Source organism: Cupriavidus sp. 2KB_3 (genome assembly GCF_052115685.1).
GTDB lineage: Bacteria > Pseudomonadota > Gammaproteobacteria > Burkholderiales > Burkholderiaceae > Cupriavidus > Cupriavidus campinensis.
The window spans coordinates 112522-138845 of the sequence record NZ_JBFRHD010000016.1 but is presented as its reverse complement, the minus strand read 5'-3'; the positions used below and the strand labels follow the sequence as shown (position 1 = coordinate 138845).

The following is a 26324-nucleotide window of genomic DNA, read 5'->3' as shown; positions in this document are numbered from 1 at the left end:
CGTGCTTTAGTCACACAGGCAAGGTACGCTGTTGCGCCGAACCCGGGCGGCCTGCCGCGCCGCCCACCCAGACCGAGCGATTCCATTTAGGTAACCCTTGAGCACCACCCTCTACGTCCGCCTGCCGCAACGGCCGCACGACCAGCCGCAACCGTGGCAGTTTGGCGCCATGGCGTTTGCCTTGGTCCGCACGCCGGTGGCGGACAAGAGCCGTCGTCCGGGCCTGCCCCACGCCCCCGAACTGTTGCGCGAAGGCCACGCCTTGGCCGCCGACATGCCGGCGGCGGACCGCCTGGTGCTAATCGTCGCCGCCAGCGACGTGCTGCTGACCACTGCGATGGTGCCCCCGCTGCCCCCCGCGCGGCTGCGGCTGGCCCTGCCGAACCTGGTCGAGGACATGCTGGCGACGGACGCCGCCCCGTGCCATATCGCGCTCGGGCCGGCGCTGGACCCCGCGGCGACCGCCCGCGGCGCGCGCCGCCGTCTGCTGATGGTGACGGACCGCGCCTGGCTGCGCGCCGCGCTCGACAACTTCGCCGAACACAAGCACCGCCGCCGCCACGTGGTGGCCGCGCAGCTTTGCCTGCCGCTGCCGGAACCGGTCGAGGCTGCGCCCGCCGATGCCGAGGCGCCCGAGCCCGCGCTGGCTGGCGCCGGCGCTGCCCAGCCGGCCCCGGCCGTCCCGGTAGCGAAACCGGTCGCCCCGGTCCAACCGGCCACGTTGATCGTGGAAGCGGCTGTCACGGCACTTTCGCAATCCGCCTCCCTGCTCGACGTCACGGCCACCGCCACGACGGAAGCGACGCGCACGTGGCAGGTCACCGCCCGCACCGGCCAGTACGAAGGCTTCGGCCTGTTGCTGGGCGATGCCGCGCTGGCGGCCTGGCAGGCGCTCGCCCCGGCCGGCCAATGGCATGGCGATGCCACGGCGCGCGCCCACGCCCCGGTGCCGGCGCTCCGCGCGCAGCCCACGGTTACCCGCGCCTCGCGGATTTCCGAAACCTGGCGCATCTGGCTGACCGGCGCCGAAGAATGCCTGCAGAATCCCCAGCTCGACCTCGCCCAGTTCGAGTTCGCGCAGGGCCGCATGGATCGCTGGAACCTGCGCGCGTGGCGCCTGCCCGTGGCGCTGGCCGTCGGCCTGCTGCTGGTGCAGATCATCGGCACGAATATCCAGTGGCTGCTGCTGCGCAACGAGGCGAAGCGGGTCGAGGCCGCGCAGGCGGACCTGCTCCACACCGCCTTCCCCAATGTGCCGCAGATCGCCGAGCCGCCGCTGCTGATGCGCCGCCAGGTGGAACAGCTGCGCACGGCGAGCGGGCGCAGCGTGCCGGGCGATTTCCTGCCGCTGGCCGATGGCTTCGCGCGCGGCGCCCAGCAGTTGCCGCCTGATGCGCTTCTTGCGCTCGAGTACCGTGCGGGCACGCTCTATGTGACGCTGAAACCCGGCACCAACACCGGCGCGCTGCGCAACGCGGTGCGCCAGACCGGCCTGCAGATGGAAGAAGACAAGAATCCGCCGGACGCCGCACGCGGCGGCAGCTCGCCCCCGCAGGGCGCCACGCGCTGGATCGTGAAGGCTGCATCATGAAGATTTCGCGCCCTTCCACCCAGCCCAGCGCCGTTTCCGCCCTGTCCGCCCGCTTCGCGCGCCTGAAGCCGCGTGTGCCGGAACGCTGGCGCGAACGCTTCGATGCCTTCTGGAACGCCCGCAACCCGCGCGAGCAGGCCATCCTTGGCGGCGGCGCCGTGTTGCTGGTGCTCGTCTTCGGCTACCTGCTGCTGTGGGAACCGGCCGCCGATGGCCGTGCCCGCCTGAACCGCAACCTGCCGCAGATGCGCGCGGACCTCGCCGAGATGGAAACGCTGGCGCACGAGGCACGCGGGCTGGCCGCCAGCCCGGCGCCCACGCTGCGCGGCGATGCGCTGACCCAGGCGCTGCAGGACAGCATGGGCCAGCACGGCCTGAAACCGACCCGGCTGGCGCCGACCGGCGACAATGCCGTGCAGCTTCAACTCGACAAAGTGCCGTTCGGCGCGGTAGCCGGCTGGCTCCAGGACGTACGCGCGCAGCAGCGGCTCAAGGTGGTCGATGCCCGCATCGCCTACGTGGGCGCCACGGCGCTGGTCAACGTGACCGCCACACTGCAAGGCCCCGGCTCGGGCGGCCGCAACTGATGGTCCGGCTGGAATCGCTGCGTCTGACGCGCCGGCGCGCGCCCGTGGCGCGTGGCTGGAAGCGCATGCGCTGGACGCTGCTGGGCGTGGCCACGGTAGCCGTGACGGTGGCGGCCTGCGCGCCCGCCGCGTGGCTGGCCGAAAGCGTGGCCAGCCGCACGCAGCGCCGGGTACTGCTGGCCGATGCGGCCGGCACGATCTGGCACGGCAGCGCCACGCTGGCGCTGTCCGCCGGTTCGGGCAGCCAGACCACGACGGTCCTGCCGGGCCGGCTCGAATGGAACGTAGCGGGCTGGCCGCTGCTGGCCGGCACGCTGCGCGTGGCGCTGGCGCACAGCGAGGCCATGGCGGCCCCGGTGACGCTGGCCGTGACGCCCACCGGCTGGACCGCGCAGGCCGGCGCCATCCGCCTGCCCGCCGCGCTGCTGGAAGGCATCGGCGCCCCGTTCAACACGCTGCGGCCAGACGGCCAGATGCGGATCGACTGGTCCGCGCTGCGCGGCCAGTTTGCCGGTAGCCAGACCTTCGGGCACCTGACGTTGCAGTTCGACCAGGTGTCCTCCGCCGTGAGCCGGCTGCGTCCGCTGGGCAGCTATCGTGCCGAAGTGGACCTGGCCGGCGCGGACGGCAAGCTGCAACTGAAGACCACGGCCGGACCGCTGTACCTGGAGGGCAGCGGCACCCTGGGCCGGCAGGCGCGCTTCGAGGGCACCGCCCGTACCGACCCCGACGCCGCCACGCAACTGGCAGGGCTGTTGAGCCTGCTGGGTAGACATGAGAACAACGTGACACGGCTGCGCTTCTGAGCCACCACTAGCCCTTGACCCCGAGCGCAGCACGCTTCGAACCATGATGACAACGCACGCACACCACCGCTTTCTCCGTACCGCCTGCGCCCGCGCCACCGCGCTGCTGTGCGGCCTGTCCCTGCTGGCCCCGGCCCCGCTGTGGGCCCAGGGCCAGGGCCAGCCGCCGCAGCCCAACGACATCACGCCGCGCACGCAGAACCGCGACCAGGTGGTGCTGAACTTCGTCAACGCCGACCTCGACTCGGTGGTCAAGGCGGTTGGCCAGGCCACGGGCAAGAACTTCGTCATCGATCCGCGCGTGAAGGGCACGGTGAATCTGGTGACGGAGCAGCCGGTGTCGCGCGCGCAGGCGCTGGAGACGCTCGGCTCCGTGCTGCGCATGCAGGGCTATGCGATGGTGGAGAGCAACGGCTTCACCAAGGTGGTGCCCGAGGCGGACGCCAAGCTGCAGGGATCGCCCACCGTGATCGGCGCCGGCTCGAGCCGGGGTGATCAGGTTGTCACGCAGGTGTTCCGGCTCAACTACGAGTCCGCCAACAACCTCGTGCCGGTGCTGCGCCCGATGATCGCGCCGAACAACACCATCACCGCCTACCCGGCCAACAACACGCTGGTCATTACCGACTACGCCGACAACCTGCGCCGGCTGGCCCGCATCATCGCCGCCGTAGACGCGCCAGCGTCGGGCGAAGTCGAACTGATTCCGCTGAAGAACGCCATCGCCAGCGACGCCGCCGTGGTCCTGCAACGGCTGCTCGACCCGTCGGCCTCCGGTGGCGCCGGTGGTGGCGCCGCGCCGGGTGGCGATGCCAGCCTGCGCACCTCGGTGGTGGCCGAGCCGCGCACCAACTCGCTGATGATCCGCGCCTCCAGCCGCGCACGGGTGCAGCAGGCGCGCCAGCTGATCGAGAAGCTCGACCAGCCCTACGCCCGCCCCGGCAACATCTGGGTGGTGCCGCTCAAGAACGCCGATGCGGTGAAGCTGGCCGCCACGCTACGGGCGATCGTCGCCGCCGACACCAGCTTCGCCAGCTCCACGCAGCCGGGCGGGACGGCCGGCGCGGGCGCGAACACCGCCACGTCCGGCGCGTTCCAGAACCAGGCGTCCACGCAGAGCGGCCAGTACGGCGGCGGGTCGTCCAGCAGCGGCGGCTATGGCCGCTCGGGCTCGTCGGGCTCGGGCTTCGGCGGCGGCGGGTCGAACGCGTTCTCGTCGTCGTTCGCGGTCAACCAGCAGCCGACCACCGGCGGCACGATCCAGGCCGACCCCACTACCAACGCACTGATCATCACCGCCAGCGAGCCGGTCTACCGCAACCTGCGCGCCGTGATCGAGGACCTCGACGCGCGCCGCGCGCAGGTCTATATCGAGTCGATGATCGTGGAAGTGAGCGCCACGCAGGCCAGCGAACTGGGCATCCAGTGGCAGGGCCTGATCAACTCGGGTGGGAATGCCATCGGCTTCGCCGGCACGAACTTCGGCTCGGGCGGCAAGAACATCATCAACCTGACCGGCGCCATCGCGGCCATCAACAACGACAGCACGGCGGGCATCGCGGCCGCCACGCAGCTGGTGCCGGACATCGGCGGCCTGAACCTGGGCGTGGTCAACAAGGCCATCGGCCTGGGCGCGCTGCTGCGCGCGCTGGGCAGCAACGACAGCGTGAACCTGCTCTCCACGCCGAACCTGATCACGCTGGAGAACGAGGAAGCCAAGATCCTGATCGGCCAGAACATCCCGATCACGACCGGCTCCTACGCCCAGACCGGCAGCTCGGCCTCGGTCACGCCGTTCCAGACCTTCGACCGCAAGGACGTCGGCATCACGCTGCGCGTGCGCCCGCAGATCACGGACGGCGGGCTGGTCAAGATGCAGATCTACCAGGAGTCCTCGTCGGTGGTGGCCAACACGGTCAACGCCACGCAGGGCCCGACCACCAACGTGCGCTCGATCGAGACCAACGTGCTGGTGGATGACGGCCAGATCATCGTGCTGGGCGGCCTGATCGAGGACAGCTACGGCGACGGCGTGCAGAAGGTGCCGCTGCTGGGCGACATTCCCTACCTCGGCGCCCTGTTCCGCTACGAGAACAAGAACCGCAAGAAGACCAACCTGCTGGTGTTCCTGCGTCCGTACATCATGCGCACGGCGCAGGCTACGGACCGCCTGACGCAAGACCGCTACGAGTACATCCGCGGCCAGCAGCAGGGCTTTGTCTCGCCTAACATGTTCGTACGCGACAAGGACACCCCGGTGCTGCCGCCGGCGGACGCGCCGGGTGCGCCGTTCGTCGATCCGCGCTACAACGGGCCGGTGCAGAGCCCGCTGCCGCTGGACCCGACCGTGCCTGCCGCGCCGTCGCCGGCCCCGCAGGCAGCGCCGCGCCCGATCTCCAAGGGCCCGCAAGCCACCGATACGCCACACGCCGGTTAAAGGGCGAACCAAAGGCGAACCATGGCCACCGAAACCCTCGACAACACCGCCCCGCCGGCGCCGTCGGCACCTGCACTGGCACCGGCACTTGCACCACTCGAGCCGCCTTCGCCGATGGCGGCGCGGCTGGTCTCGTACTCGTTCTCGCGCGAAGCCCCGCTGCTGATCGCCCACCAGCGCCCCGATGGCGTGGAGGTCTGGGTCAGCCGCGCCACGGCGCCGCAGGCGCTGGCCGAGGTGGCCCGCGTGCACGGCGCGCTGCAACTGCGCGTGCTGGAGCCGGACGCGCTGATCGCGGCGATCTCCGATGCCTACAACCGCCAGGACGGCAGCGCCGCCCAGGTGGTGGGCGAGGTGGAGGGCGAAGTCGACCTGTCGCGCCTGATGCAGGACATTCCCGCCGTGGAAGACCTGCTGGAGTCCGAGGACGACGCGCCGATCATCCGCATGATCAACGCCCTGCTGACCCAGGCGGCGCGCGAGCAGGCCTCGGACATCCACATCGAGCCGTTCGAGTCGTCGTCCGTGGTGCGTTTCCGCGTGGATGGCACGCTGCGCGACGTGGTGCGGCCCAAGAAGGCCCTGCACGGCGCGCTGATCTCGCGGATCAAGATCATGGCGCAGCTCGACATCGCCGAGAAACGCCTGCCGCAGGACGGCCGCATCACGCTGCGCGTGGGCGGCCGGCCGGTGGACGTGCGCGTCTCCACGCTGCCCACGGGCCACGGCGAGCGCGCGGTGCTGCGTCTGCTCGACAAGGAAGCCGGCCGGCTGGACCTTGCCAAGCTCGGCATGGCGCCCAATACGCTGGTCGGCTTCGACCATCTCGTGCGCCAGCCGCACGGCATCGTGCTGGTGACCGGGCCGACCGGCTCCGGCAAGACCACCACGCTGTACGCGGCACTGTCCCGGCTCGACGCGCGCACCACCAACATCATGACGGTGGAAGACCCGATCGAGTACGACCTGGACGGCATCGGCCAGACCCAGGTGAATCCGCGCATCGACATGACCTTCGGCAAGGCCCTGCGCGCGATCCTGCGGCAGGACCCGGACGTGGTGATGATCGGCGAAATCCGCGACCTGGAGACGGCGCAGATCGCCGTGCAGGCCTCGCTGACCGGCCACCTGGTGCTGGCCACGCTGCACACCAACGATTCGGCCTCGGCCGTGACGCGTCTGGTCGACATGGGGATCGAGCCATTCCTGCTGTCGTCGTCGCTGCTCGGCGTGCTGGCGCAGCGGTTGGTACGCCGGCTGTGCCCGCACTGCAAGCGCGAGGAAGTGATCGAAGTGACACCCGCCGAGGCCGAGATCCTGCACGCGCAGGGCAAGCCGCTCCAGCGCGTGTGGCACGCCGTGGGCTGCGACAAGTGCGGCCATTCGGGCTACCAGGGCCGGATGGGCGTCTATGAACTGCTGACCGTGGATGCCGACATCCAGACCATGATCCACCGCCAGCAGCCGGAATCCGAGATCAAGCAGGTGGGGCTGGCCAAGGGCATGCACACCATGCGCGCGGACGCCCAGCGCTGGATCGACAGCGGCGCCACGTCGCTCGAAGAAGTGCTGCGCGTGACGCGCGAATAGCCGGGAGCCGCACCGCATGCCCGCCTATCGCTACGAAGCGGCCGACGCCGCCGGCCGCGCCGACCGCGGCGTCATCGAGGCCGACAGCCCCAAGCAGGCGCGCACGCAACTGCGCGCGCGCGGCCTGACGCCGATTACCGTCGATCCGCTGGCCGGCGCCGGGCTGGCGCCGCGCACCGGCAGCAGCGTGCTGGTGCGCCGGCTCTCCACGCAGGAGCAGGCGCTGTTCACGCGCCAGCTTGCCAGCCTGATCGTCTCCGGCCTGCCGCTGGACGAGGCGCTGGGCGCGCTGGCCGATCAGGCTGAACGCCAGTACGTGCACGAACTGCTGGCCGGCATTCGCGCCGAGGTGATGGGCGGCAGCTCGCTCTCCGTGGCGCTGGCCCAGCATCCGAAGGACTTTCCCGATATCTACCGCGCGCTGGTCTCGGCCGGCGAGCACTCCGGCCACCTCGGCGTGGTGCTGGATCGGCTGGCGACCTATATCGAGACGCGCAACCAGCTCACCTCGAAGATCCGGCTGGCCTTCACCTACCCGGCCATCGTCACCGTGGTGGCGTTCGCCATCGTGATCTTCCTGTTGTCGTACGTGGTGCCGCAGGTGGTGAGCGTGTTCGCCAACACCAAGCAGAAGCTGCCGACGCTGACCATCGTCATGCTGGCGCTGTCTGACTTCGTGCGGAACTGGTGGTGGGCGGCGCTGGCCGTGATCGCGGTGGCTACGCTGGCCATCCGCAGCGTGCTGCGCCAGCCGGACGTCCGCCTGGCCTGGCACCGCTGGCTGCTGACCGCCCCGCTGGTGGGCAAGCTGATCCGGGGCTACAACACGGCGCGCTTCGCCAGCACGCTGGCCATCCTGGTCTCGGCCGGCGTGCCGATCCTGCGCAGCCTGCAGGCCGCCGGCGAAACGCTGACCAACCTCGCGCTGAAAACCAACGTCGACGACGCCACCACCCGCGTGCGCGAAGGCGCATCGCTGGCGCGCGCGCTGGCCGCCCAGAACCAGTTCCCGCCGGTGCTGGTCCACCTGATCCGCTCCGGCGAAGCCACCGGCAACCTGCCGATCATGCTGGAACGCGCGGCCATCGGCGAAAGCCAGGAACTGGAACGCCGCACGCTGTTCCTGACCAGCCTGCTGGAACCGCTGCTGATTCTGACGATGGGCGTGGTGGTGCTGCTCATCGTGCTGGCGGTGCTGATGCCGATTATCGAGATCAATCAGCTGGTGCGTTGAGTTTCGGGGTTTTACGATGTTCGCGGCGATACGTAGTCGCTAGCCTCGTGGGCTTTGCTACCTGCGAGGTGATATGACTACGCTTATCCGCTACCTTCTGCTCGGCCTGTGGACCATTGTCGGGACGCTCGGCCTGACCTACGTGTGGTTCCACTGGGTCTCGTACCTCATCCCATTTCCGGAAACGTTCTGGGTCTGGATGTTCACCCTGTTCCCAGAGTTCGGGGGCTGTGAAGCGTCCCACGACCTCGTCATGCTGATCCACCTCGGGCTGTCATTCGGGGTGGTGGTCATCGGAACCTGGCTGGCGCGCAGGTGGATGCTGGCCCGGCGTGGGCGCATGGCCGGACTTCGTTGATGCGCCTGCCCTCTCCCTCGGTCCCTCTCCCACGGGGAGAGGGAAGCACCCCGAAGGCATAGCCACGGCTGGCGGTTAGCTCCCCGCGCCCGCCTGCTCAAGCGCGCAGCCCTCTGATGCGCTGAGTTTCGAACTCGTACGATGTTCGCGCCAAAGTCTGAGGCGTAGCCTCCTTCGTGCTCTCACGGTTGAGAGACTTCGATGGAGAACGAACATGCTCGAATGCACCTTTGAACTGAATGGCAAGGCAATGAGTGCGCTGCGCTGCGGCGCTCTAGCTTTTCCAGCGTTTTCTGGGATGCCGACCTACAAGAATCAGCCCTAATCTACCTGCATTCCGGACTTCGGCGCGATTCCCCGCGGCACCTATTTCATAGTTGACCGTGAATCAGGGGGGACGCTCGGCCCGTTCAAAGACATGTTCACTGGCAAGAGCGACTGGTTCGCGCTATATGCAATAGATCGTCGGATTGACGACTACACCTTCTGCCGCGCCGTAGAACGCGGAAATTTTCGGCTTCATCCCAAAGGCCTGATCGGCAAGAGCAAGGGGTGTATCACCATAGAGAGCGCTCTGGATTTTTACCGTTTGCGGGTGCTTCTACGAGGGCGTAGAACGGAGGCCATTCAGGGAACATCCCTCAGGACCTACGGCAAGGTCGTGGTCAAATGAGAAAACTCGCGCGTTATCTTTTGCTCGCCGTATGGTTGCTCACTGCCACCTTAGGCTTGACCTACTTCTGGATTCACTGGCTCGCCCGCTTTATTTACTTCCCTGACGCATTTTGGATGTGGCTATTCGCAAATATCCCGGGTTTCTGGGATGGAGAATCAGCCTACGACCTCGAGGTCCTGATTTATATGGCGGCCTCTTTCGTGGTCGTTTCTATTGGGACGCTGCTGGCGTACAGGTTCGCGCGAATCCGGCGGTAATCCACTGCGAGAAGAGGGCCGGGGCGTCTAGTCACCCCGTCGCCCCTCCCTGACTACTTACTCCGCCGCCTTCTTCACCGCCTTCTTGGCCGGCGCGCGCTTGCGCGGGGCGGCTTTCTTTGCGGGAGCTTTCTTGTCGGCGGGCTTCGGGGCTTCCTCGGCGGGGGCCGGGGCGGGCTCGGTGGGTTCCTCGACAACCTGGGCGGACAGCACCGTCGTGCCCGGGGCGGCGAAGACCGACTGGTCGATCGGCCACGGGGTGTCGCTCAAGGCGACTTCCGGCCGCTTGGCGCGCTTGCCGCGTGACGAGGCCGGGGGTTCCACGGCTTCCGGGATCAGGGTCGAGGCGGAGCCTGCCGGCTCATCTTCGGACGCCGCCGAGAAGATCGGGGCCGGCTCGGGGATGGCGTCGATCTCGACCACCGGTGCGGGCGTTTCCACTGGCGGCACAGCCTGGGCCACCGTGGTGGCCGGCAGCGGCGGCGGCGACGGGCGGCGCTCCTGCTGGTGCGACTGGTGCTGCGGCTGGTTTTGCTGCGGGCGCTGCTGCTGGCCGGACTGACCAGACTGCTGACCGGACTGCTGACCGGACTGCTGGCCCGATTGCTGGCCAGACTGCTGGCCAGACTGCTGTCCACCCTGCTGCCCCGGCTGGCCGCCCTCCCCCCTGGCGCGCTTCTTCAGCCGCACCCAGATGGTCTTGTTGTTCCCGCCGTTGCGCGTCTCCACCTCGAACAGGTTGGTCGACGCCACGAGTTCGGACAGCTTGCCGTACCCATAGTTACGCGAGTCGAATTCCGGCGCCTGCTTGGCGATGTGGTTGCCCATGCCGCCCAGCGTGGACCAGCCGTCTTCGTCGGACACCGCCTGCGCGGCGCTTTGCAGCAGGCGCACCAGCCGCGAGTCCTGCCGCAGCTCCTGGGTGTTGCGGCGGCGCGCCGGCGCCACGGCGCCCTCGGCTTCCACGTCGGTATCGGTGTCCGCGCGCAGCACATCGGAATAGATGAACTTGTCGCAGGCCGTCACGAACGGCTTGGGGGTCTTGCGCTCGCCAAAACCGTAGACGATCAGCCCCTGCTCGCGGATGCGCGAGGCCAGCCGCGTGAAGTCGCTGTCACTGGAGACGATGCAGAACCCGTCGAAGCGGCCCGTGTAGAGCAGGTCCATTGCGTCGATGATCATCGCGCTGTCCGTGGCGTTCTTGCCCACGGTGTAGCGGAACTGCTGGATCGGCTGGATCGAGTGCGACAGCAGCCGCTCCTTCCATCCGGCGAGGTTGGGCTTGGTCCAGTCGCCGTAGATGCGCTTCACGGCGGCCACGCCGTACTTGGCCACTTCGGCCAGCAGGCCTTCCACGATGGCGGGCGCCGCGTTGTCGGCGTCGATCAGCACAGCCAGGGTCGCGCCCTGGCGAGGGGAATTTGTCATGTGTCGATAGGGGGGTTGCGGTGCAGCCGGCGCCGCCCGGAGCGGGCAGCCGCGGCCGCCTGGATGCAACGCAGTGTACACGCTGGAGGCCCGCCCCTACGGGAAATCACGGGGGTAGCTGGCCCGGTTTATGCTGCATAGCAAGGTACCGCGCGCGCTACGCGGGTGCTACCATGCCGCGCAGAGACACGGCCTTCCCACGCCTCCACAAGAGGCCCCGGAAGGTTGCCCACAACTGATGTGTCGGTGATCCCGACAGCATGCCCATAGAGGAGCACTTATGAATGCCCCCCTGACCCCGCCGGTCAGCGACGCCATTCGTCGCGCGCTAGAGAACGTTTCCCTCGAAGACAAGTACACGCTGGAACGTGGCCGCATCTATATCAGCGGCACGCAGGCGTTGGTACGGCTGCCGATGCTGCAGCAGGAACGGGATCGCGCCGCGGGCCTGAACACTGCCGGGTTCATCTCCGGCTATCGCGGGTCGCCGCTCGGCGCACTCGACCAGTCGCTCTGGAAAGCCAAGAAGCATCTTGCAGCGCACAACGTCGTCTTCCAGGCCGGCCTGAACGAAGATCTCGCCGCCACCTCGGTGTGGGGCTCCCAGCAGGTCAACATGTATCCGGATGCCAAGTTCGATGGCGTCTTCGGCATGTGGTACGGCAAGGGCCCGGGCGTGGACCGCACCGGCGACGTCTTCAAGCACGCCAACTCCGCCGGCTCCAGCCAGCACGGCGGCGTGCTGGTGCTGGCCGGGGACGACCATTCGGCCAAGTCCTCCACGCTGGCGCACCAGTCCGAGCACATCTTCAAGGCCTGTGGCCTGCCCGTGCTCTACCCGTCCAATGTGCAGGAATACCTCGACTACGGCCTGCACGGCTGGGCGATGAGCCGCTACTCCGGCCTCTGGGTGGCCATGAAGTGCGTGACGGACGTGGTGGAGTCGTCGGCCTCGGTCGAACTCGATCCGCACCGCGTGGAGATCGTGCTGCCCGACGACTTCATCCTGCCGCCGGGCGGCCTGAACATCCGCTGGCCCGACCCGCCGCTGGAACAGGAAGCGCGCCTGCTCGACTACAAGTGGTACGCCGGCCTGGCCTATGTGCGGGCCAACAAGCTCGACCGGATCGAGATCGACTCGCCGCACGCGCGCTTCGGCATCATGACCGCCGGCAAGGCCTACCTCGACACCCGCCAGGCGCTGTCCGACCTCGGCCTCGATAACGAGACCTGCGCGCGGCTGGGCATCCGCCTCTACAAGGTGGGCTGCGTGTGGCCGCTGGAAGCGCACGGCGCGCGCAAGTTCGCCGAGGGGCTGCAAGAGATCCTGGTGGTGGAAGAGAAGCGCCAGATCATGGAATACGCGCTCAAGGAGGAGCTGTACAACTGGCGCGACGACGTGCGCCCCAAGGTGTATGGCAAGTTCGACGAGCGAGACAACGCGGGCGGCGAATGGTCGATCCCGCAGAACAACTGGCTGCTGCCGGCCCACTACGAGCTGTCGCCGGCGATCATCGCCAAGGCCATCGCCACGCGGCTGGAGAAGTTCGACCTGCCGTCCGATGTGCGCGCCCGCATCGCCGCCCGGCTGGCGGTGATCGAGGCCAAGGAGCGCGCGCTGGCCACGCCGCGCGTGACCGCCGAGCGCAAGCCGTGGTTCTGCTCCGGTTGTCCGCACAATACGTCCACCAACGTGCCCGAGGGTTCGCGCGCGCTGGCCGGCATCGGCTGCCACTACATGACCGTGTGGATGGACCGCAGCACCAGCACCTTCAGCCAGATGGGCGGCGAAGGCGTGGCCTGGATCGGCCAGGCGCCGTTCGCGGGGGACAAGCACGTGTTCGCCAACCTGGGCGACGGCACCTACTTCCATTCGGGGCTGCTGGCCATCCGCGCGTCGATCGCGGCGGGGGTCAACATCACCTACAAGATCCTCTACAACGACGCCGTGGCCATGACCGGCGGCCAGCCCGTCGACGGCCAGCTCTCGGTGCGGGACATCGCCTGGCAGGTGGCCGCCGAGGGCGCGAAGCAGATCGTCATCGTCACGGACCAGCCCGAGAAGTACAACGGCGCGATCAAGCTGCCCGAGGGGCTGACCGTCCACCATCGGGACCAGCTGGATCGCATCCAGCGTGAACTCCGCGAGGTGCCGGGCTGCACCATCCTGATCTACGACCAGACCTGCGCCACCGAGAAGCGCCGCCGCCGCAAGCGCGGCACCTTCCCCGATCCCGCCCGCCGCGCCTTCATCAACGACGCGGTGTGCGAAGGCTGCGGCGACTGCTCGGTCAAGTCGAACTGCCTGTCGGTGGAGCCGCTCGAGACCGAGCTGGGTACCAAGCGCCAGATCAACCAGTCGTCGTGCAACAAGGACTTCTCGTGCCTGAACGGCTTCTGCCCGTCCTTCGTGACGGCCGAAGGCGCCCAGGTGCGCAAGCCCAAGGCGCAGGGCATGTCGATGGAGAACCTGCCGGCGCTGCCGGAGCCGACGCTGCCGGGGCTCGATCATCCGTTCGGCGTGCTGGTCACGGGCGTGGGCGGCACGGGCGTGGTGACGATTGGCGGCCTGCTCGGCATGGCCGCGCACCTGGAAAACAAGGGCGTGACAGTGCTGGACATGGCCGGGCTGGCGCAGAAGGGTGGCGCGGTCCTCTCCCACGTGCAGATCGCCGCGAAGCCCGATGACCTCCATGCCACGCGCATCGCCATGGGCGAGGCGGATCTGGTCATCGGCTGCGATGCCATCGTCTCCGCCAACGACGAAGTGATCTCGAAGACGCAGGCGGGCCGCACCCGCGCGGTGGTCAACACCGCGCAGACGCCGACCGCCGACTTCATCAAGAATCCGAAGTGGCAGTTCCCGGGGCTGTCGGCGGAGCAGGACATCCGCACCGCCGTGGGCGAGCAGTGCGAGTTCATCAACGCCAGCGCGCTGGCCGTGGCGCTGATCGGCGACGCCATCTACACCAACCCGCTGGTGCTCGGCTTTGCCTGGCAGAAGGGCTGGATTCCGCTGACGCTGCAGGCGCTGGAGCGCGCCATCGAGTTGAACGGCGTGTCGGTGGACAAGAACAAGGCCGCGTTCGACTGGGGCCGCCACATGGCGCACGACCCGGCGCAAGTGCTGGCGCTGACCGGCAAGCTCAAGCCGGCCATGGAAGGCGCGGACGTGGTGAAGCTGCCGACGTCGTCCGGCGCGCTGCTGGAGAAGCTGATTGCAAGCCGTGTGGACCTGCTGACCCAGTACCAGGACGCCGCCTACGCGGCCCAGTACCGCGACGCCGTGCAACGCGTGCGCGCGGCCGAGTCGGCCTTGGTGGGTACCGGCAAGCCGCTGCCCCTGACCGAGGCCGCTGCGCGCAACCTGGCCAAGCTGATGGCGTACAAGGACGAGTACGAGGTAGCGCGGCTCTACACGGACCCGGTGTTCCTCGACAAGCTGCGCGCGCAGTTCGAAGGCGAACCCGGCCGCGACTATCAGCTCAACTTCTGGCTCGCGCCGCCGCTGATGGCCAAGCGCGATGAGAAGGGGCATCTGGTCAAGCGCCGCTTCGGTCCGTCCACCATGACGCTGTTCCGCCTGCTCGCCAGGCTGAAGGGCCTGCGCGGCGGTGCGCTCGATATCTTCGGCAGGACCGAGGAACGGCGTACCGAGCGCGCGCTGATCGGCGAGTACCGGGCGCTGCTGGACACGCTGACGCAAGGCTTGTCCGCCGCGAACCATGACACCGCGATTGCGCTGGCGAACCTGCCGGACGACATCCGCGGCTTCGGGCACGTGAAGGAGAACAATCTCAACGCGGTGCGCGGCAAGTGGACCAAGTTGCTGGCGCAGTTCAAGCATCCGGAGGCGGGGCAGCAAGCCGCCTGATAGCGCTGAGGTAATCGGGAAACTGGGGCAGGTGTCGGCAATCGCTGGCACCTGCCCTTTTTTTCGTCTATGAATGTTCAAGTGAATCTTGGTGACTTGCGTATCGCCACAACAACAGCGTCACGGCGCTGACATGGTCAGCCGGAACAATCCGCATTGCCGCCACCCAGTCGTGCATCAGGCGGCACTTTTCGCAGTTCCATCGCCAATTCCATCGCCATTTCACCTTCAAAGCGAGGTTCGCATGTCGTCCACTACGCTGGTGTTTCGACGTTTCATTCGCGTATGTTCCGGGCTGTTGTTGATCGCCGTGTGCTCGCCGGCGTTCGCGGGCTACTGGACCGGCGTGTCCCGCAGCCTGCCCGTCTCGCCGCTCGGCAACACGGTCGCGCTCTCTTGCCACAACTGCTACGGCACCACCAACGCTGCCACGACCACCCAGGTGTCGATGGCGCTGAACCGCGGGCTCGACCTCGTGGAGTTCGACCTGACCCTGCATGCCGATGGCCAGGTCTACGTCGAGCACAGCGACTCCGAGTCCGCCGTGGGCACCTTCGCCAGCGCGCTGGCCAATACCGCGCTGCAACAGAGCGACCGCATGCTGTTCCTCGAAATCAAGGAGGGCTACTCGACGGCGACCGCCAGCGACACGCTGATGCTTGGTGTGCTGCGCGCGATCCGCGACTGGGGCTACGCCACGGCGGGCCGGCCGGTCATGCTGCGCGCCTTCATGGACGGCAATAACCGCCACCAGCATCTGGTGCGGGCGCAGGCGCTGCTGGCCCAATCGGAATTCGCCAGCATCCGCGACCATGTGCGCTTTCACGCACTGATCGAGAGCGATATCCGCAACCGCATGCGCACGGCCAAGAGCCTGGGCTTCCAGGGCGTGGAACTTGAGTATCGGATGGCCAGCCTGTTTGGCGCGATCGATCAGGCCAAGCTGCTCGGGCTCGGCGTGGGCGTCTACACCACGCCGGCCAGCCTCGGCGAGCTGTACCTGTCCGCGCTGCGCGAGGACGTGGATTTCATCACCTCTGACTACGACCGCGGCGCCACGCCGCTGGCCACCTCGGCCCGCGCGCTGATCACCGAAGCCACCTCGCTGTTGCACATGAACACGCTGACGCAGACCGCCTACCCGCTGACCTACAAGCGCACCGGCCCGACGAACGACTCGGTGGCCCAGACCGGCACCACGCCGACGCTGGAAGTGCTGTCGGTCACGTCCGATGAAGACCGCGTGGGCGGCAGCATGGTGTTTGCCGGCGCGCAGTCGGTCACGACCTGGCAGGCCGACAACGACACCAACGGCGGCTTCCTGGTCAGCGCGGTGGTGAACTTCGACGACCTGACCTCGGGCGCCACCGCCGCGATCCTGGCCAAGAGCGACGCGGGCGGCTTCGCGCTGGAGCAGGCGGGCACGCTGCTGCGCTTCGGCGTCTACGTGAATGGCGGCTACCAGTACGCCACCGTGCCGCTGTCCTCGCTCAATGGCACGGATTCGTACTTCATCGTCGGCGCCTATGACGGCGACGGCGCGGTGCGGCTCTGGGTCAACAACGTGGAGCGCACCCCGTCGGTCTCGGTGACGGGCGGCGTGGGGCTGAACACGAGCCCGATCGTGATCGGCGCCGACCCGCAGGGCGCCACCGACCGCCGCTACTTCTTCAAGGGCAAGGTCCAGCAGGTGATGGTGCAGCGCTGGCGCAATCACTAATCGCGCCGTCGGCCCCGCCTGGCGCGGGGCCGGTTTTTCGGGACGAGTGTTGCCGGGCTACTTGATGCCGGCGTTCATGAACGACTGCATGAACTGGCGCTGGAACAGCAGGAAGGCCACCAGCAGCGGGCCGATCGACAGCAGCGTGCCGGCGGACAGCACGCCCCAGTCCACGCCGGTCTCGGGCGCCGCGAACAGCGCCATGCCCACCGTCACCGGGCGGCTCGCCTCGGTGTTGGTAATCACCAGCGGCCACAGGAAGTTGTTCCAGTGATAGCTGATGGAAACCAGCGCATAGGCCAGGTAGGTGGGCCGGGCCAGCGGCACGTACACCTTGAGCAGGATCGCCAGCCGGCCCAGGCCCTCGATGCGCGCCGCGTCCTCCAGCTCCTGCGGCACCATCATGAAGGTCTGGCGCAGCAGGAAGATGCCGAACGCGCTGCCGATGTAGGGCAGCGCCACGCCGAGGTAGTGATCCACCTGCCCGAGGCGCGCCACGCTGACGTAGTTCTCGGTAATCAGCACCTCGGGCATCACCATCAGCTGGAGCATGACGATGGCGAACACCAGCCCCCGGCCCGGGAAGCGCAGCCGCGCCAGCGCGTAGCCGGCCAGCGTACACACCAGCAGCTGGAGTACCAGCAGCAGCGTGACGATGCAGAAGGTGTTGACGAGATAGCGCGCGAACGGCGCCACGCGCCACGCGGCAGGGAAGTTGCCGAAGCCCCAGCGGGTGTCGAACGACAGGCGCAGCGCGTCGCCATCAGGGTGGAACGCCGCCCAGAACATCAGCAGCAGCGGGGCGATCCACAGCAGGCCGGCCAGCCAGCCGGCCACGGGAAGCAACAACCGGGGAGGAGCGATCGTCATCGGTAATGGACCCGCTTGCGGGAGAACCAGAACTGGAGCGCCGAGCACAGGGCCAGCAGCGCCAGCAGCACCAGCGTCAGCGCCGAGGCGTAAGAGATGTCCTGAAACTTGAACGCCACTTCATAGAGGTAGTAGAGCAGCAGCGTGCTGGCGTTGTTGGGGCCGCCGCGCGTGAGCACGAACAGGTGATCGACCAGCTTGAACGCGTTGATCAGCGCGTTGACCACCACGAACAGCGTGGTCGGCGCCAGCAGCGGCAGCGTGACGCGCCGCAGCCGGTACCAGGCGGACGGCGCCTCGATGCGCGCCGCGTCGCGCTGCTCGGGCGAGATCGACTGGAGCGCGGCGAGGTAGAAGATCATGAAGAAGCCCGCCTCCTTCCAGATCGTGATGACCATCAGCGCAGGCAGCACGGTCTCCACATCGCCCAGCCAGTTGCGGCCGGCGATGCCGGCGGCGCCGAGCAGTTGGTTGAACAGGCCGATGTCCGGTGCGTAGAAGAACAGCCAGACGTTGGCGGCGGCCACCATCGGCAGGATGGTCGGCGTGAAGAAGGCCAGCCGCAGCAGGCCGCGCCCGGCGAAGCGCTCGTTGACCCAGAGCGCCATCGCCAGCGCCAGCACCACCGAGACCGGCACCGTGACCAGCGCGTACCAGAAGTTGTTGCGCAGCGCCTGCAGGAACACCGGGTCGTCCAGCAGCGCGGCAAACTGATCCGCGCCGCTGAACATCGGATCGACGCCGGGCGCCTGCGTGTGCAGGCTCTCCCAGACGCTGCCCGCGATGGGCCAGTAGGTGAACGCCGCCAGCAGCACCAGCGCCGGCAGCAACATCAGCCACGCATGGACGGCCGGCCTGGAGACGAAGGATCGGGAAGTCATGGCGTGGCGGATGTCGTTCACGGTGGGCCCGCCGCGTCAGCGCTGGTACGGCTTCAGGATGCGGTCAGCCTGCGCCTGGGCGCCGGCCAGCGCGGCCTTCGGCTCCTGCTGGCCGGTGATGGCCGACTGGAGCGCATCTTCCAGCACCTTGCGCACGCGGCCCGCCTGGTGCGTCGACAGTTCCGCCGTCGCCACCTGGAGCTGGTCACGCGCGACCAGCGTCTGCGGCACCTTGGCGGCGTAGCTCTTGAGCGTCGGCGTCTCGTAGCTGGCCGGGCTCACGCCCATGTAGCCGGTGGCCACGCTCCATTCGGCCGAACGCTCCGGCGCGGTCAGGAAGCGCACCAGACGGTAGGCGGCCTTCTGCTCGGCCTCGCTGCCGCTCTTGAACAGGTAGAAGTTGCCGCCGCCGGTGGGCGAGCCGCCCGTCGGGTTGCCCGGCAACGGAGCCACGCCCACATCGAACTTGGCGTCCTTGAGCACGGCGGTCAGGTTGCCGGTGGAATGCCACATCATCGCGGTCTTGCCCTCGACGAAGTTCTGGCGCAGCGTGCCCCACTCGATCAGGCCCTTCGGGCTCAGGCCGTCCTTGGCCAGCGAGGTCCAGTACCGAAGCGCCTCCACCGTCTTGGGCGTGTCGAAGGTGGTGTGCGAGCCGGCCGCGTTCATCAGCGTGGCCCCGTTCTGCTTGGCCAGCGCGCCGAACATCCAGTAGGCGTAGCCGGTGGACGGGATCATCACGCCCCAGCGCGACGTGGCGCCGCCGTCCTGCTTCACCAGCTTGGCGGCAGCCTCGCGCATCTCGGTCCAGGTGCGCGGCGGCTTGTTCGGATCCAGGCCGGCCTGCTTGAAGGCGTCCTTGTTGTAGAACATCACGATGGTCGAGCGCTGGAACGGGATGCCCCAGGTCTTGCCGTCGGCGCGGCCGTTGTCCATCAGGCCCGGGTAGAAGCTCTGGAGCCACGCCTTGTCCTCGGGCGTGGTGGCGAAGTCATCGAACGGCCGGATCACGTTCTGGTCCTTCAGCTCGAACAGGTCGATCGAGAACAGCACCGAGGTCTGCACCGGCGTGCCGGCCTTGAGGGCGGCCAGCGCCTTGGTGCGGGCGTCGTCGTAGTTGCCGGCGTAGATGGCGTTGACCTTGACGTCCGGGTTGGCCTGCTGGAACTGGTCGACCAGCTTGTCCACCACCTGCGTCAGCGGGCCGCCGACCGAGACGGGGTAGTACATGGTGACCTGCGTGGTCGCCTGCGTTTGCGCCGCCGCGCCAAGCGCGGCCATCGAGAGAACGGCGCCCAGCGCAAGGGCCAGGCCACGGGATTTGAACGACATGAAGGCTCCTGGTGAAAGACGAATCAAAACATCGGGAAAGTCGCAAACGGCATGGGGGCGAATCTCACGCGGCAAACCGGTGGGCGCGCGCCGCCGGCCATTCCAGCGCCAGCCGGCTGCCAATTTGCAGCGCAAGCCGGCCCGGATGGCGCACCAGCACGGGCTGCTCGTACACCTGCACTTCGATCAGCGTGTCGGCGCCGTGATATTCGCTGCGCGCGACGACGCCATCGTGAACATCCGTGCCGGCAGTGCCGGGCGCGGCCAGCGCAATGTGTTCGGGCCGAATGCCCACCAGCCCGTCCAGCCCCGGCACGCGCAGCAGGTTCATCGGCGGCTGGCCGATAAAGCGCGCCACCACCGGCGTGGCCGGCTGCTCGTAAAGCTGTTCGGGCGTGCCGACCTGGGCGATCTCGCCCTGGTGCATCAGCACGATGCGGTCGGCCATGCTCATGGCTTCCACCTGGTCGTGGGTCACGTAGATCACCGTCAGCCCGAGCGCGCGCTGGAGCTTGCGCAGTTCGGCGCGCATCTCGGCACGCAGCTGGGCGTCGAGGTTGCTGAGCGGCTCGTCCATCAGGCAGACCGGATGATGCGAGACGATGGCGCGCGCCAGCGCCACGCGCTGCCGCTGGCCGCCCGACAGTTCGCCCGGCTTGCGCGCGAGCAGCTTGTCCAGCCCGAGCATGTCGGCGGCCTGCTTGAGCCGCGCCGCCTGCTCGTCGCGCGGCAGCTTGCGCGCGCGCAGGCCGAACACGATGTTCTCGCCCACGCTCAGGTGTGGAAACAGCGCGTAAGACTGGAACACCATGCTCAGGTGGCGCTCGGCGGGGTCCACGTCGGTCACGTCCGCGCCATCGAACCAGATCCGCCCACCGCTCGGCCGGTCCAGCCCGGCAATCAGCCGCAGCAGCGTGGTCTTGCCGCAGCCCGAGGCGCCGAGCAGCGCGATGAACTCGCCGCGCGCCACGTCGAGGTCGATGCCGCGGAGCACGTGCTGCTCGCCGAAGCGCTGCTGCAGGTTGTCGAGTCGCAGGTAGGCCATGGTTGTTTTGTTGGCGTAGGGGTCGGCGAATCCGTCAGCGAATGCGTCAGCAGATATGAAGCGTCACGCCCGCGCGCTCGCACAGCGCGGGCAGGTCCGCGCCGGCGACGGTGCGGGCTTCCTCATCGGTGAAGAAATGGTCGATCTGGGCGAGCGTGGCCACGCGGCACGGCGCGTCGCGCAGGAACTTGCTGCTGTCGGCCAGCACGGCGCGCACGTGACTGTTGGCGAACAGCACCTGGGTGAACTCCGCCTCGTCCGGGTGGAACTCGAACAGGCTGCCCTCGGCATCCACCGCGCCCGCGCCGCAGATCGACAGGTGCGCGCGAAAGCGGCGGATAAATTCGAGCGTGGCGCTGCCCATCACGTCGCGGTCGCCGGGGCGCAGGCGGCCGCCGGCCACCCAGGTCTCGATGGCGGGCTTCTCGGCCAGCGCGTGCACGGCGTCCAGGTTGTTGGTGACCACGCGCAGCGGCCGGTCGGCGGGCAACGCGCGGGCGAACTCGGCCACCGTGGTGCCGTAGCCGAGGAACAGCGTGGCGTTGTCCGGCACCAGCGCGATGGCCGCATGGGCAATGCGCCGCTTGCGTTCGATCTGCGCCGTGCTGCGCTGCAAAAAACTCAGGTTGCGCTGGCCCGCCGGCAGGCTCAGCCCGCCATGCAGCCGCCGCACCAGACCCTGCTCGCTCAGATCGTTGATGTCACGCCGGATCGTCTGCGTGCTGACCTGGAAGCGATCGGCAAGCTGGTCGGTGCTCAGTTCGCTGGCTTCGCGCAGCCAGTCGAGGATTTCACGTTGTCGCGGAGTTAGGCTCATTCGATCATGTTAGATGTTCGAATGAAAATTTAAACCAGAAGTGTGTCGGCGCGATGACTGTCGCTTTCGGTACACTGGGGTTCACCCTGTCTTCCCCCGTTCCGGTCTTACGCGCATGCATATCCGCCCCTTCCGCCCTGCCGACGAATCCGCCGTGGTTGCCCTGTGGCAAGCCTGCGGCCTGATCCGCCCCTGGAACGATCCCCACCGCGACATCGCGCGCAAGCTGACCGAGCAGCCCGAGCTGTTCCTCGTCGGCGAGGCGGATGGCCACGTGGTGGCCTCGGCGATGATCGGCTTCGATGGGCATCGCGGCTGGGTCTACTACCTCGCCGTCGCGCCCGCCTGCCAGGGGCGTGGCTATGGGCGTATGCTGATGGCGCGCGCCGAGGCGCTGCTGATCGAGCGCGGCTGTCCCAAGATCAACCTGCTGGTGCGCGAAGGCAACGACGCCGTGATGGCGTTCTACGCGAAGCTTGGCTATGGCCGGGATGCCGCCGTCAGCCTGGGCAAGCGGCTGATTCCGGACCAGTAGGCGGGCGGAAATCCACAAAAAAGGAGACCCCATGACCACGTACCAAGGAAGCTGCCACTGCGGCCGCGTCGCCTTCGAAGCGGACGGCGAGATCACGCAGGTGCTCCAGTGCAACTGCACCATCTGCCGCCGGCGCGGGCATCTGCTGTGGTTCGTGCCCAAGGCGCAGTTCCGGCTCAAGACGCCGGACGAGCACGCCTCCACCTACCGCTTCAACACGATGAAGATCGCGCATCGCTTCTGCCCGGTCTGCGGCTGCGGCCCCTACGCCGAGGCGACCGACCCGAAAGGCAATCCCACCGCCGCCGTGAACGTGCGCTGTGTGGATAACGTCGATCTGGCCGGCCTCAAGGTCATCGAGTACGACGGCCTGCACGCCTGAACCTGGCTGACGCGCCCATGCTCCGCATCGCCGGCATCGACCACCTCGTCCTGCGCACCGCCAACGTGCCGCGCCTCGTGCGGTTCTATGTCGATGTGCTCGGCTGCGCCGTGGAGCGCGAGCAGACCGCCATCGGCCTGACGCAACTCCGCGCCGGCAACGGCCTGATCGACCTCGTCTCGCTGGACGGCCCGCTAGGCCGGGCCGGCGGCGTGGGGCCGGGGGCGGAGGGGCACAACCTCGACCACTTCTGCCTGCGTATCGACCCGTTCGATGCCGAGGCGATATTTGACCACCTGCACATTCATCATGTCGATACCTGGCCGGTCGAGCAGCGCTACGGCGCCGAGGGCACCGGCCCGTCGATCTATGTGAAAGACCCGGACGGCAACACCGTAGAACTGAAAGGCCCACCCAACCTGCCCGGCGATGGCGGTCCCTGAGCAAGTGCGCTGACGTAGGCATTCGCGCGCCGCGCCGATACAATTCCCGCTTCATCCATCGCATCGCCACCGGCGCGCCCCCGCCCTGCGCCGGGCGCGCCATGACCACCATCGACGCCCCCGCCGTACCCACCGCTGCGCCCCCGCCCCGCCATATCGTCTGGACGCTCGGTCTGACCGAGATCATCAGTTGGGGCACGCTCTATTTCACGTTCACGGTCTTCATCGACCCGATGCACCAGTCGCTGGGCCTCGGCAAGCCGTTCCTGGCCGGCGGGTTCTCGCTCGGGCTGCTGGTCTGGGCGATGTGCTCGTTCGCCGTGGGCCGGCTGCTGGACCGCGTGCCGGCGCGCAAGGTGATGGGCGGCGGCTCCGTGCTGGCCGCTATCGGCCTGTTGCTGTGGGCCTGGTCGCCCTCGCCCACGATGTTCCTGCTGATGTGGATACCGCTCGGGCTGGCCATGGCGTCCACGCTCTATGAGCCCGCCTTCGTGGTGCTGCGCCAGGCGTATGGCGATGGCTACCAGAAGCCGATCGTCCACGTGACGCTGCTGGCCGGCTTTGCCAGCACGATCTTTATCCCGCTGGGCCAGTGGCTGGTACTGCACCTGGGCTGGCGCAGCACGCTGGTGATCTTTGCCGCGCTGAACCTGTTCGTCTGCGCGCCGCTGCATGCGCGGCTGCGCTACACGGCGCATGCCACCTATGCGTCCGCGCAGGCCGGTGGGCCGCTGGCTGGTGCCGGCGGGCCCAGCATCGCGCGGCTGACGCTGCGCCAGCCCGTGTTCTGGGCCGTGGTGCTGGCCTTCACGGCGACGGCGGTGGTGGCCTCGCTGCTCGGCGCGCACCTGATCCCGATGCTGACCGAGAAGGGCATGCCGGTGGGCCAGCAGCTCATCGTGGCGGCACTGATCGGCCCCGCGCAGGTGGCCGGCCGGCTGGTCATGGCGCGCCTGCCGATCCACCATCCGGTACGGCTGTCGATGCCGGTCTACTTCCTGATGGGCGCCGGGCTGCTCTGCTTCGCGCTCGGCCACGGCTACTGGCTGATGCTGGCCGCCGTGCTCTATGGCTGCGCCAACGGCGTCAACACCATGCTGCGCGCCATGGCCATGCCCGAGCTGATCTCCCGCCACCACTACGCCACGCTGAACGGGCTGATGATGACGCCGGTGCTGATCATGCAGGCCGCCGCGCCGTGGTTCGGCGCGCTGCTGTGGCGCGCCGCCGGCGGCTACTGGCTGATGCTGTGGGTCATGGCGGCGCTGGCCGTGGCCGCGCTGCTGGCGTTCGGCTTCGCCCTGCACCGGCGCGGGCTGCTGCGCCCGGGGGCCGCGGCATGACGGATGTCTCCCGCGCCACGCGCGGCACCATGGCGCTGTTCTTCGTCAACGGCGCCACCTTCGCCACCTGGGGCGTCCATATCCCGACCATCAAGGCGCGCTTCGGGCTGTCCGACGCCATGCTCTCCTTCGCCATGCTGGCCGTAGCCGGGGGCGCCATCCTGGCGATGGGCCCGATCGGCCGCTGGGTGGCGCGGCTGGGCAGCGGGCGGGCCTCGATGCTGGGCGGCGTGGCATTCGCGCTCTGCACGCTTGGCATCCTCGCCATGCCGGCCTTCACGCTGCTGCTGCCGATGCTGCTCGTCTTCGGCATGGCCAACGCCGCGTTCGACGTGGCCATGAACGCGCAGGCCGCCACGGTGGAGGCCAGCCGCACCCGGCCCGTGATGTCGGCCCTGCACGGCATGTTCAGCCTCGGCGGCATGGCCGGCGCGGCATTCGGCGGACTGATGCTGACGCTGGGCGTGCCGCCGCTGGCCCATGCGGCAATGATCGCGGCCATGACGGCGCTGACCGCCGTGGGCGTCGCGGGTGGGCTGCTGGCCGATCATCCGGCCATGCCGACGACCGATCATCACCACCGCGCGCACGCCTCGCGCGCGCTCTGGCTGCTTGGGCTGATGGCGTTCCTCGGCCTCGTCGGCGAAGGGGCGATGTACGACTGGACGGCAGTCTATATGCGCGATGTGGCGGAGGCGCCGCTCGGCTGGATCAGCTTCGGCTACGCCACCTTCTCGGGCGGCATGGCCTGCGGGCGCTTTGGTGGCGACCTGCTGCGCGCACGCCTTGGCGATGCGCGCACACTCACCGCCAGCGCCTGGCTCGGCTTTACCGGCATTGCGCTGGCCATCGCGGCGCCGTGGCCGGTGCCGACGCTGATCGGCTTCAGCCTGATGGGGCTGGGCGCGGCCAATATGGTGCCGATCTTCTTCGTGGCGGCGTCGCGCCTGCCCGGCGTGACCGCCGCCGAGGGCATCGCGCGCGTGGCGCGCTTCGCTTATGTGGGATTGCTGCTGGGGCCGGTGCTGATCGGCGGCGTGGCGCACCTGGCCAACCTGCGCTTCGGGCTGGCCGTGGTGGCGGTGACGATGGGGGTGATCGCGCTGTTCGGGGCGCGCGCCGCGCGGCGGTATCTCACGCCGCGCTAGGCCGAAGTTCGAAGGTCGAAGTTCGAAGTTCGAATAACGTCGATCAGGCAGCCTGCCGCGCCGGGGCGCTGCCCGCGCCCTGGCCCTCGAACACGAAGGTGTCCATGGCGAGCACGCCGTAGGTGACCTCGTCCGCAATGCGGTTCACCTGGGCCTGCCCGTCGGTTCCGGACGCAGGACCGAGCGCCGCGCCCAGCGTCACGAAGAACGGCAGCAGGTGCTCGTCGGTGGGGTGTGCGCGGCGGGCGAACGGGGCGTCGTCACGATAGCCGGCGATCCGGCTGGTGTCGCCGGTGGCCAGCGCCTCGTCCAGCGCATCGGTCATCCAGGCTCGGAACGCATCCACATAAGGCTCAGTCTCCGGACCATGCTGGGCCTTGCGCCCGCCGCCGAATACTTCCTGCAGGTTATGCGTGAAGCTGCCCGAGCCGATCACGATCACGCCTTCGTCGCGCAATGGCGCCAGCGCGCGGCCAATCTCGATCTGCGTGGCGGGGCTCAGGTACGGGTTCAGCGACAGTTGCACGACCGGCAGGTCGGCGGCCGGGAAAAAGTGACGCATCGGCATCCAGGCACCATGGTCGAGCGGACGGTCGGCGTCCTCGGCCACATAGCAGACACCCGGTACGCCGGCGGCTTCGACCAGCGCCTTGACCCGGGCGGCCACGTCCGGGGCGCCGGGGGCGTCATAGCGCAGCGCGTACAACTCGCGCGGGAAGCCGCCGAAGTCGTGCCATGCCTCCTGGCGCGCGCGCGTGCCGACGACCAGCGTGCTGTAGATCCAGTGCGCGGAGATCACCAGTACCGCCTTGGGCTGGCGGGCGCGCAGGCGTTCCCCCAGCGCATCGAATGCGGCGCCGGTGGGGCCGGGGTCGATCGCCAGCATCGGCGATCCGTGTGACACGTAAATGGCGGGAAGCGTGCTCATGGCCTTCAATCCTTTTGTCCAACTGCATGAAGTTTGGCAACA

The 26324-nt window shown here is 68.4% G+C and carries 23 protein-coding genes; 16 read left to right on the top strand and 7 right to left on the bottom strand.

Going from position 1 to position 26324, the window contains the following annotated elements:
* Nucleotides 1-97: 97 nt before the first annotated feature.
* The 9 genes from gspL (at nucleotide 98) to AB4120_RS18225 (ending at nucleotide 9536) form a co-directional block, all read left to right on the top strand.
* Nucleotides 98-1591: a type II secretion system protein GspL gene (gene gspL, locus AB4120_RS18265; RefSeq protein ID WP_149137160.1), complete on the top strand. Its 1494-nt coding sequence runs from the start codon at nucleotides 98-100 to the stop codon at nucleotides 1589-1591.
* Nucleotides 1588-2178, top strand: coding sequence for a type II secretion system protein M (locus AB4120_RS18260; protein WP_149137159.1), 591 nt, complete (start codon nucleotides 1588-1590; stop codon nucleotides 2176-2178). Before gspL ends, AB4120_RS18260 begins: the two co-directional genes overlap by 4 nt.
* Nucleotides 2178-2984, top strand: a complete 807-nt coding sequence (locus AB4120_RS18255; protein ID WP_441642672.1) for a type II secretion system protein N — start codon at nucleotides 2178-2180, stop codon at nucleotides 2982-2984. The genes AB4120_RS18260 and AB4120_RS18255 overlap by 1 nt, the downstream gene beginning before the upstream one ends.
* Nucleotides 2985-3030: 46 nt before the next feature.
* Entirely contained in the window at nucleotides 3031-5421 is a 2391-nt protein-coding gene (gene gspD, locus AB4120_RS18250; RefSeq protein WP_149137633.1) for a type II secretion system secretin GspD, read from the top strand.
* A gap of 114 nt (nucleotides 5422-5535) precedes the next feature.
* Nucleotides 5536-7011, top strand: a complete 1476-nt coding sequence (gene gspE, locus AB4120_RS18245) for a type II secretion system ATPase GspE (RefSeq protein WP_144202148.1) — start codon at nucleotides 5536-5538, stop codon at nucleotides 7009-7011.
* Between the two features lie 16 nt (nucleotides 7012-7027).
* A complete protein-coding gene (gene gspF, locus AB4120_RS18240) occupies nucleotides 7028-8245 on the top strand; it encodes a type II secretion system inner membrane protein GspF (RefSeq protein WP_149137157.1) in 1218 nt (405 codons plus the stop codon).
* Between the two features lie 73 nt (nucleotides 8246-8318).
* Nucleotides 8319-8603, top strand: a complete 285-nt coding sequence (locus tag AB4120_RS18235; protein WP_441642671.1) for a hypothetical protein — start codon at nucleotides 8319-8321, stop codon at nucleotides 8601-8603.
* A 334-nt stretch (nucleotides 8604-8937) separates the two neighbouring features.
* Complete coding sequence (locus tag AB4120_RS18230) at nucleotides 8938-9276, top strand: DUF2778 domain-containing protein (protein WP_441642677.1); 339 nt, start codon at nucleotides 8938-8940, stop codon at nucleotides 9274-9276.
* Nucleotides 9273-9536: a hypothetical protein gene (locus AB4120_RS18225; protein WP_149137154.1), complete on the top strand. Its 264-nt coding sequence runs from the start codon at nucleotides 9273-9275 to the stop codon at nucleotides 9534-9536. The genes AB4120_RS18230 and AB4120_RS18225 overlap by 4 nt, the downstream gene beginning before the upstream one ends.
* A gap of 57 nt (nucleotides 9537-9593) precedes the next feature.
* Here the strand turns inward: AB4120_RS18225 and AB4120_RS18220 are convergent, their stop codons facing one another.
* Nucleotides 9594-10964, bottom strand: a complete 1371-nt coding sequence (locus tag AB4120_RS18220; RefSeq protein WP_441642670.1) for an NYN domain-containing protein — start codon at nucleotides 10962-10964, stop codon at nucleotides 9594-9596.
* Between the two features lie 280 nt (nucleotides 10965-11244).
* Here AB4120_RS18220 and AB4120_RS18215 point away from each other — a divergent pair, with 280 nt between their 5' ends.
* Together AB4120_RS18215 and AB4120_RS18210 are read left to right on the top strand one after the other, a co-directional pair.
* Nucleotides 11245-14838: an indolepyruvate ferredoxin oxidoreductase family protein gene (locus AB4120_RS18215; protein ID WP_441642669.1), complete on the top strand. Its 3594-nt coding sequence runs from the start codon at nucleotides 11245-11247 to the stop codon at nucleotides 14836-14838.
* A 244-nt stretch (nucleotides 14839-15082) separates the two neighbouring features.
* Nucleotides 15083-16558, top strand: a complete 1476-nt coding sequence (locus tag AB4120_RS18210; RefSeq protein ID WP_441642668.1) for a LamG-like jellyroll fold domain-containing protein — start codon at nucleotides 15083-15085, stop codon at nucleotides 16556-16558.
* A 57-nt stretch (nucleotides 16559-16615) separates the two neighbouring features.
* Here the strand turns inward: AB4120_RS18210 and AB4120_RS18205 are convergent, their stop codons facing one another.
* The 5 genes from AB4120_RS18205 to AB4120_RS18185 form a co-directional block, all read right to left on the bottom strand.
* Nucleotides 16616-17428, bottom strand: a complete 813-nt coding sequence (locus AB4120_RS18205) for a carbohydrate ABC transporter permease (protein ID WP_092300097.1) — start codon at nucleotides 17426-17428, stop codon at nucleotides 16616-16618.
* Entirely contained in the window at nucleotides 17425-18309 is an 885-nt protein-coding gene (locus AB4120_RS18200) for a carbohydrate ABC transporter permease (RefSeq protein ID WP_441642667.1), read from the bottom strand. Before AB4120_RS18200 ends, AB4120_RS18205 begins: the two co-directional genes overlap by 4 nt.
* 36 nt (nucleotides 18310-18345) lie before the next feature.
* A complete protein-coding gene (locus tag AB4120_RS18195; RefSeq protein WP_149137150.1) occupies nucleotides 18346-19641 on the bottom strand; it encodes an ABC transporter substrate-binding protein in 1296 nt (431 codons plus the stop codon).
* Between the two features lie 64 nt (nucleotides 19642-19705).
* A complete protein-coding gene (locus AB4120_RS18190; RefSeq protein WP_441642666.1) occupies nucleotides 19706-20686 on the bottom strand; it encodes an ABC transporter ATP-binding protein in 981 nt (326 codons plus the stop codon).
* 46 nt (nucleotides 20687-20732) lie between these two features.
* Entirely contained in the window at nucleotides 20733-21503 is a 771-nt protein-coding gene (locus AB4120_RS18185) for a DeoR/GlpR family DNA-binding transcription regulator (RefSeq protein ID WP_149137149.1), read from the bottom strand.
* A 115-nt stretch (nucleotides 21504-21618) separates the two neighbouring features.
* Between AB4120_RS18185 and AB4120_RS18180 the strand changes: the two genes are divergently transcribed.
* The 5 genes from AB4120_RS18180 (at nucleotide 21619) to AB4120_RS18160 (ending at nucleotide 25354) form a co-directional block, all read left to right on the top strand.
* On the top strand, nucleotides 21619-22038 hold the full coding sequence (locus AB4120_RS18180; protein ID WP_149137148.1) for a GNAT family acetyltransferase: 420 nt from the start codon (nucleotides 21619-21621) through the stop codon (nucleotides 22036-22038).
* 31 nt (nucleotides 22039-22069) lie between these two features.
* A complete protein-coding gene (locus tag AB4120_RS18175; RefSeq protein ID WP_149137147.1) occupies nucleotides 22070-22420 on the top strand; it encodes a GFA family protein in 351 nt (116 codons plus the stop codon).
* Nucleotides 22421-22437: 17 nt separating this feature from the next.
* Nucleotides 22438-22863, top strand: coding sequence for a VOC family protein (locus AB4120_RS18170; RefSeq protein ID WP_149137146.1), 426 nt, complete (start codon nucleotides 22438-22440; stop codon nucleotides 22861-22863).
* A 101-nt stretch (nucleotides 22864-22964) separates the two neighbouring features.
* Entirely contained in the window at nucleotides 22965-24206 is a 1242-nt protein-coding gene (locus AB4120_RS18165; protein ID WP_149137145.1) for an MFS transporter, read from the top strand.
* Nucleotides 24203-25354: an MFS transporter gene (locus tag AB4120_RS18160; protein WP_262389520.1), complete on the top strand. Its 1152-nt coding sequence runs from the start codon at nucleotides 24203-24205 to the stop codon at nucleotides 25352-25354. Before AB4120_RS18165 ends, AB4120_RS18160 begins: the two co-directional genes overlap by 4 nt.
* Before the next feature lie 43 nt (nucleotides 25355-25397).
* Here AB4120_RS18160 and AB4120_RS18155 read toward each other — a convergent pair whose 3' ends face one another.
* A complete protein-coding gene (locus AB4120_RS18155) occupies nucleotides 25398-26282 on the bottom strand; it encodes a dioxygenase family protein (RefSeq protein ID WP_149137144.1) in 885 nt (294 codons plus the stop codon).
* Between the last annotated feature and the right edge of the window lie 42 nt (nucleotides 26283-26324).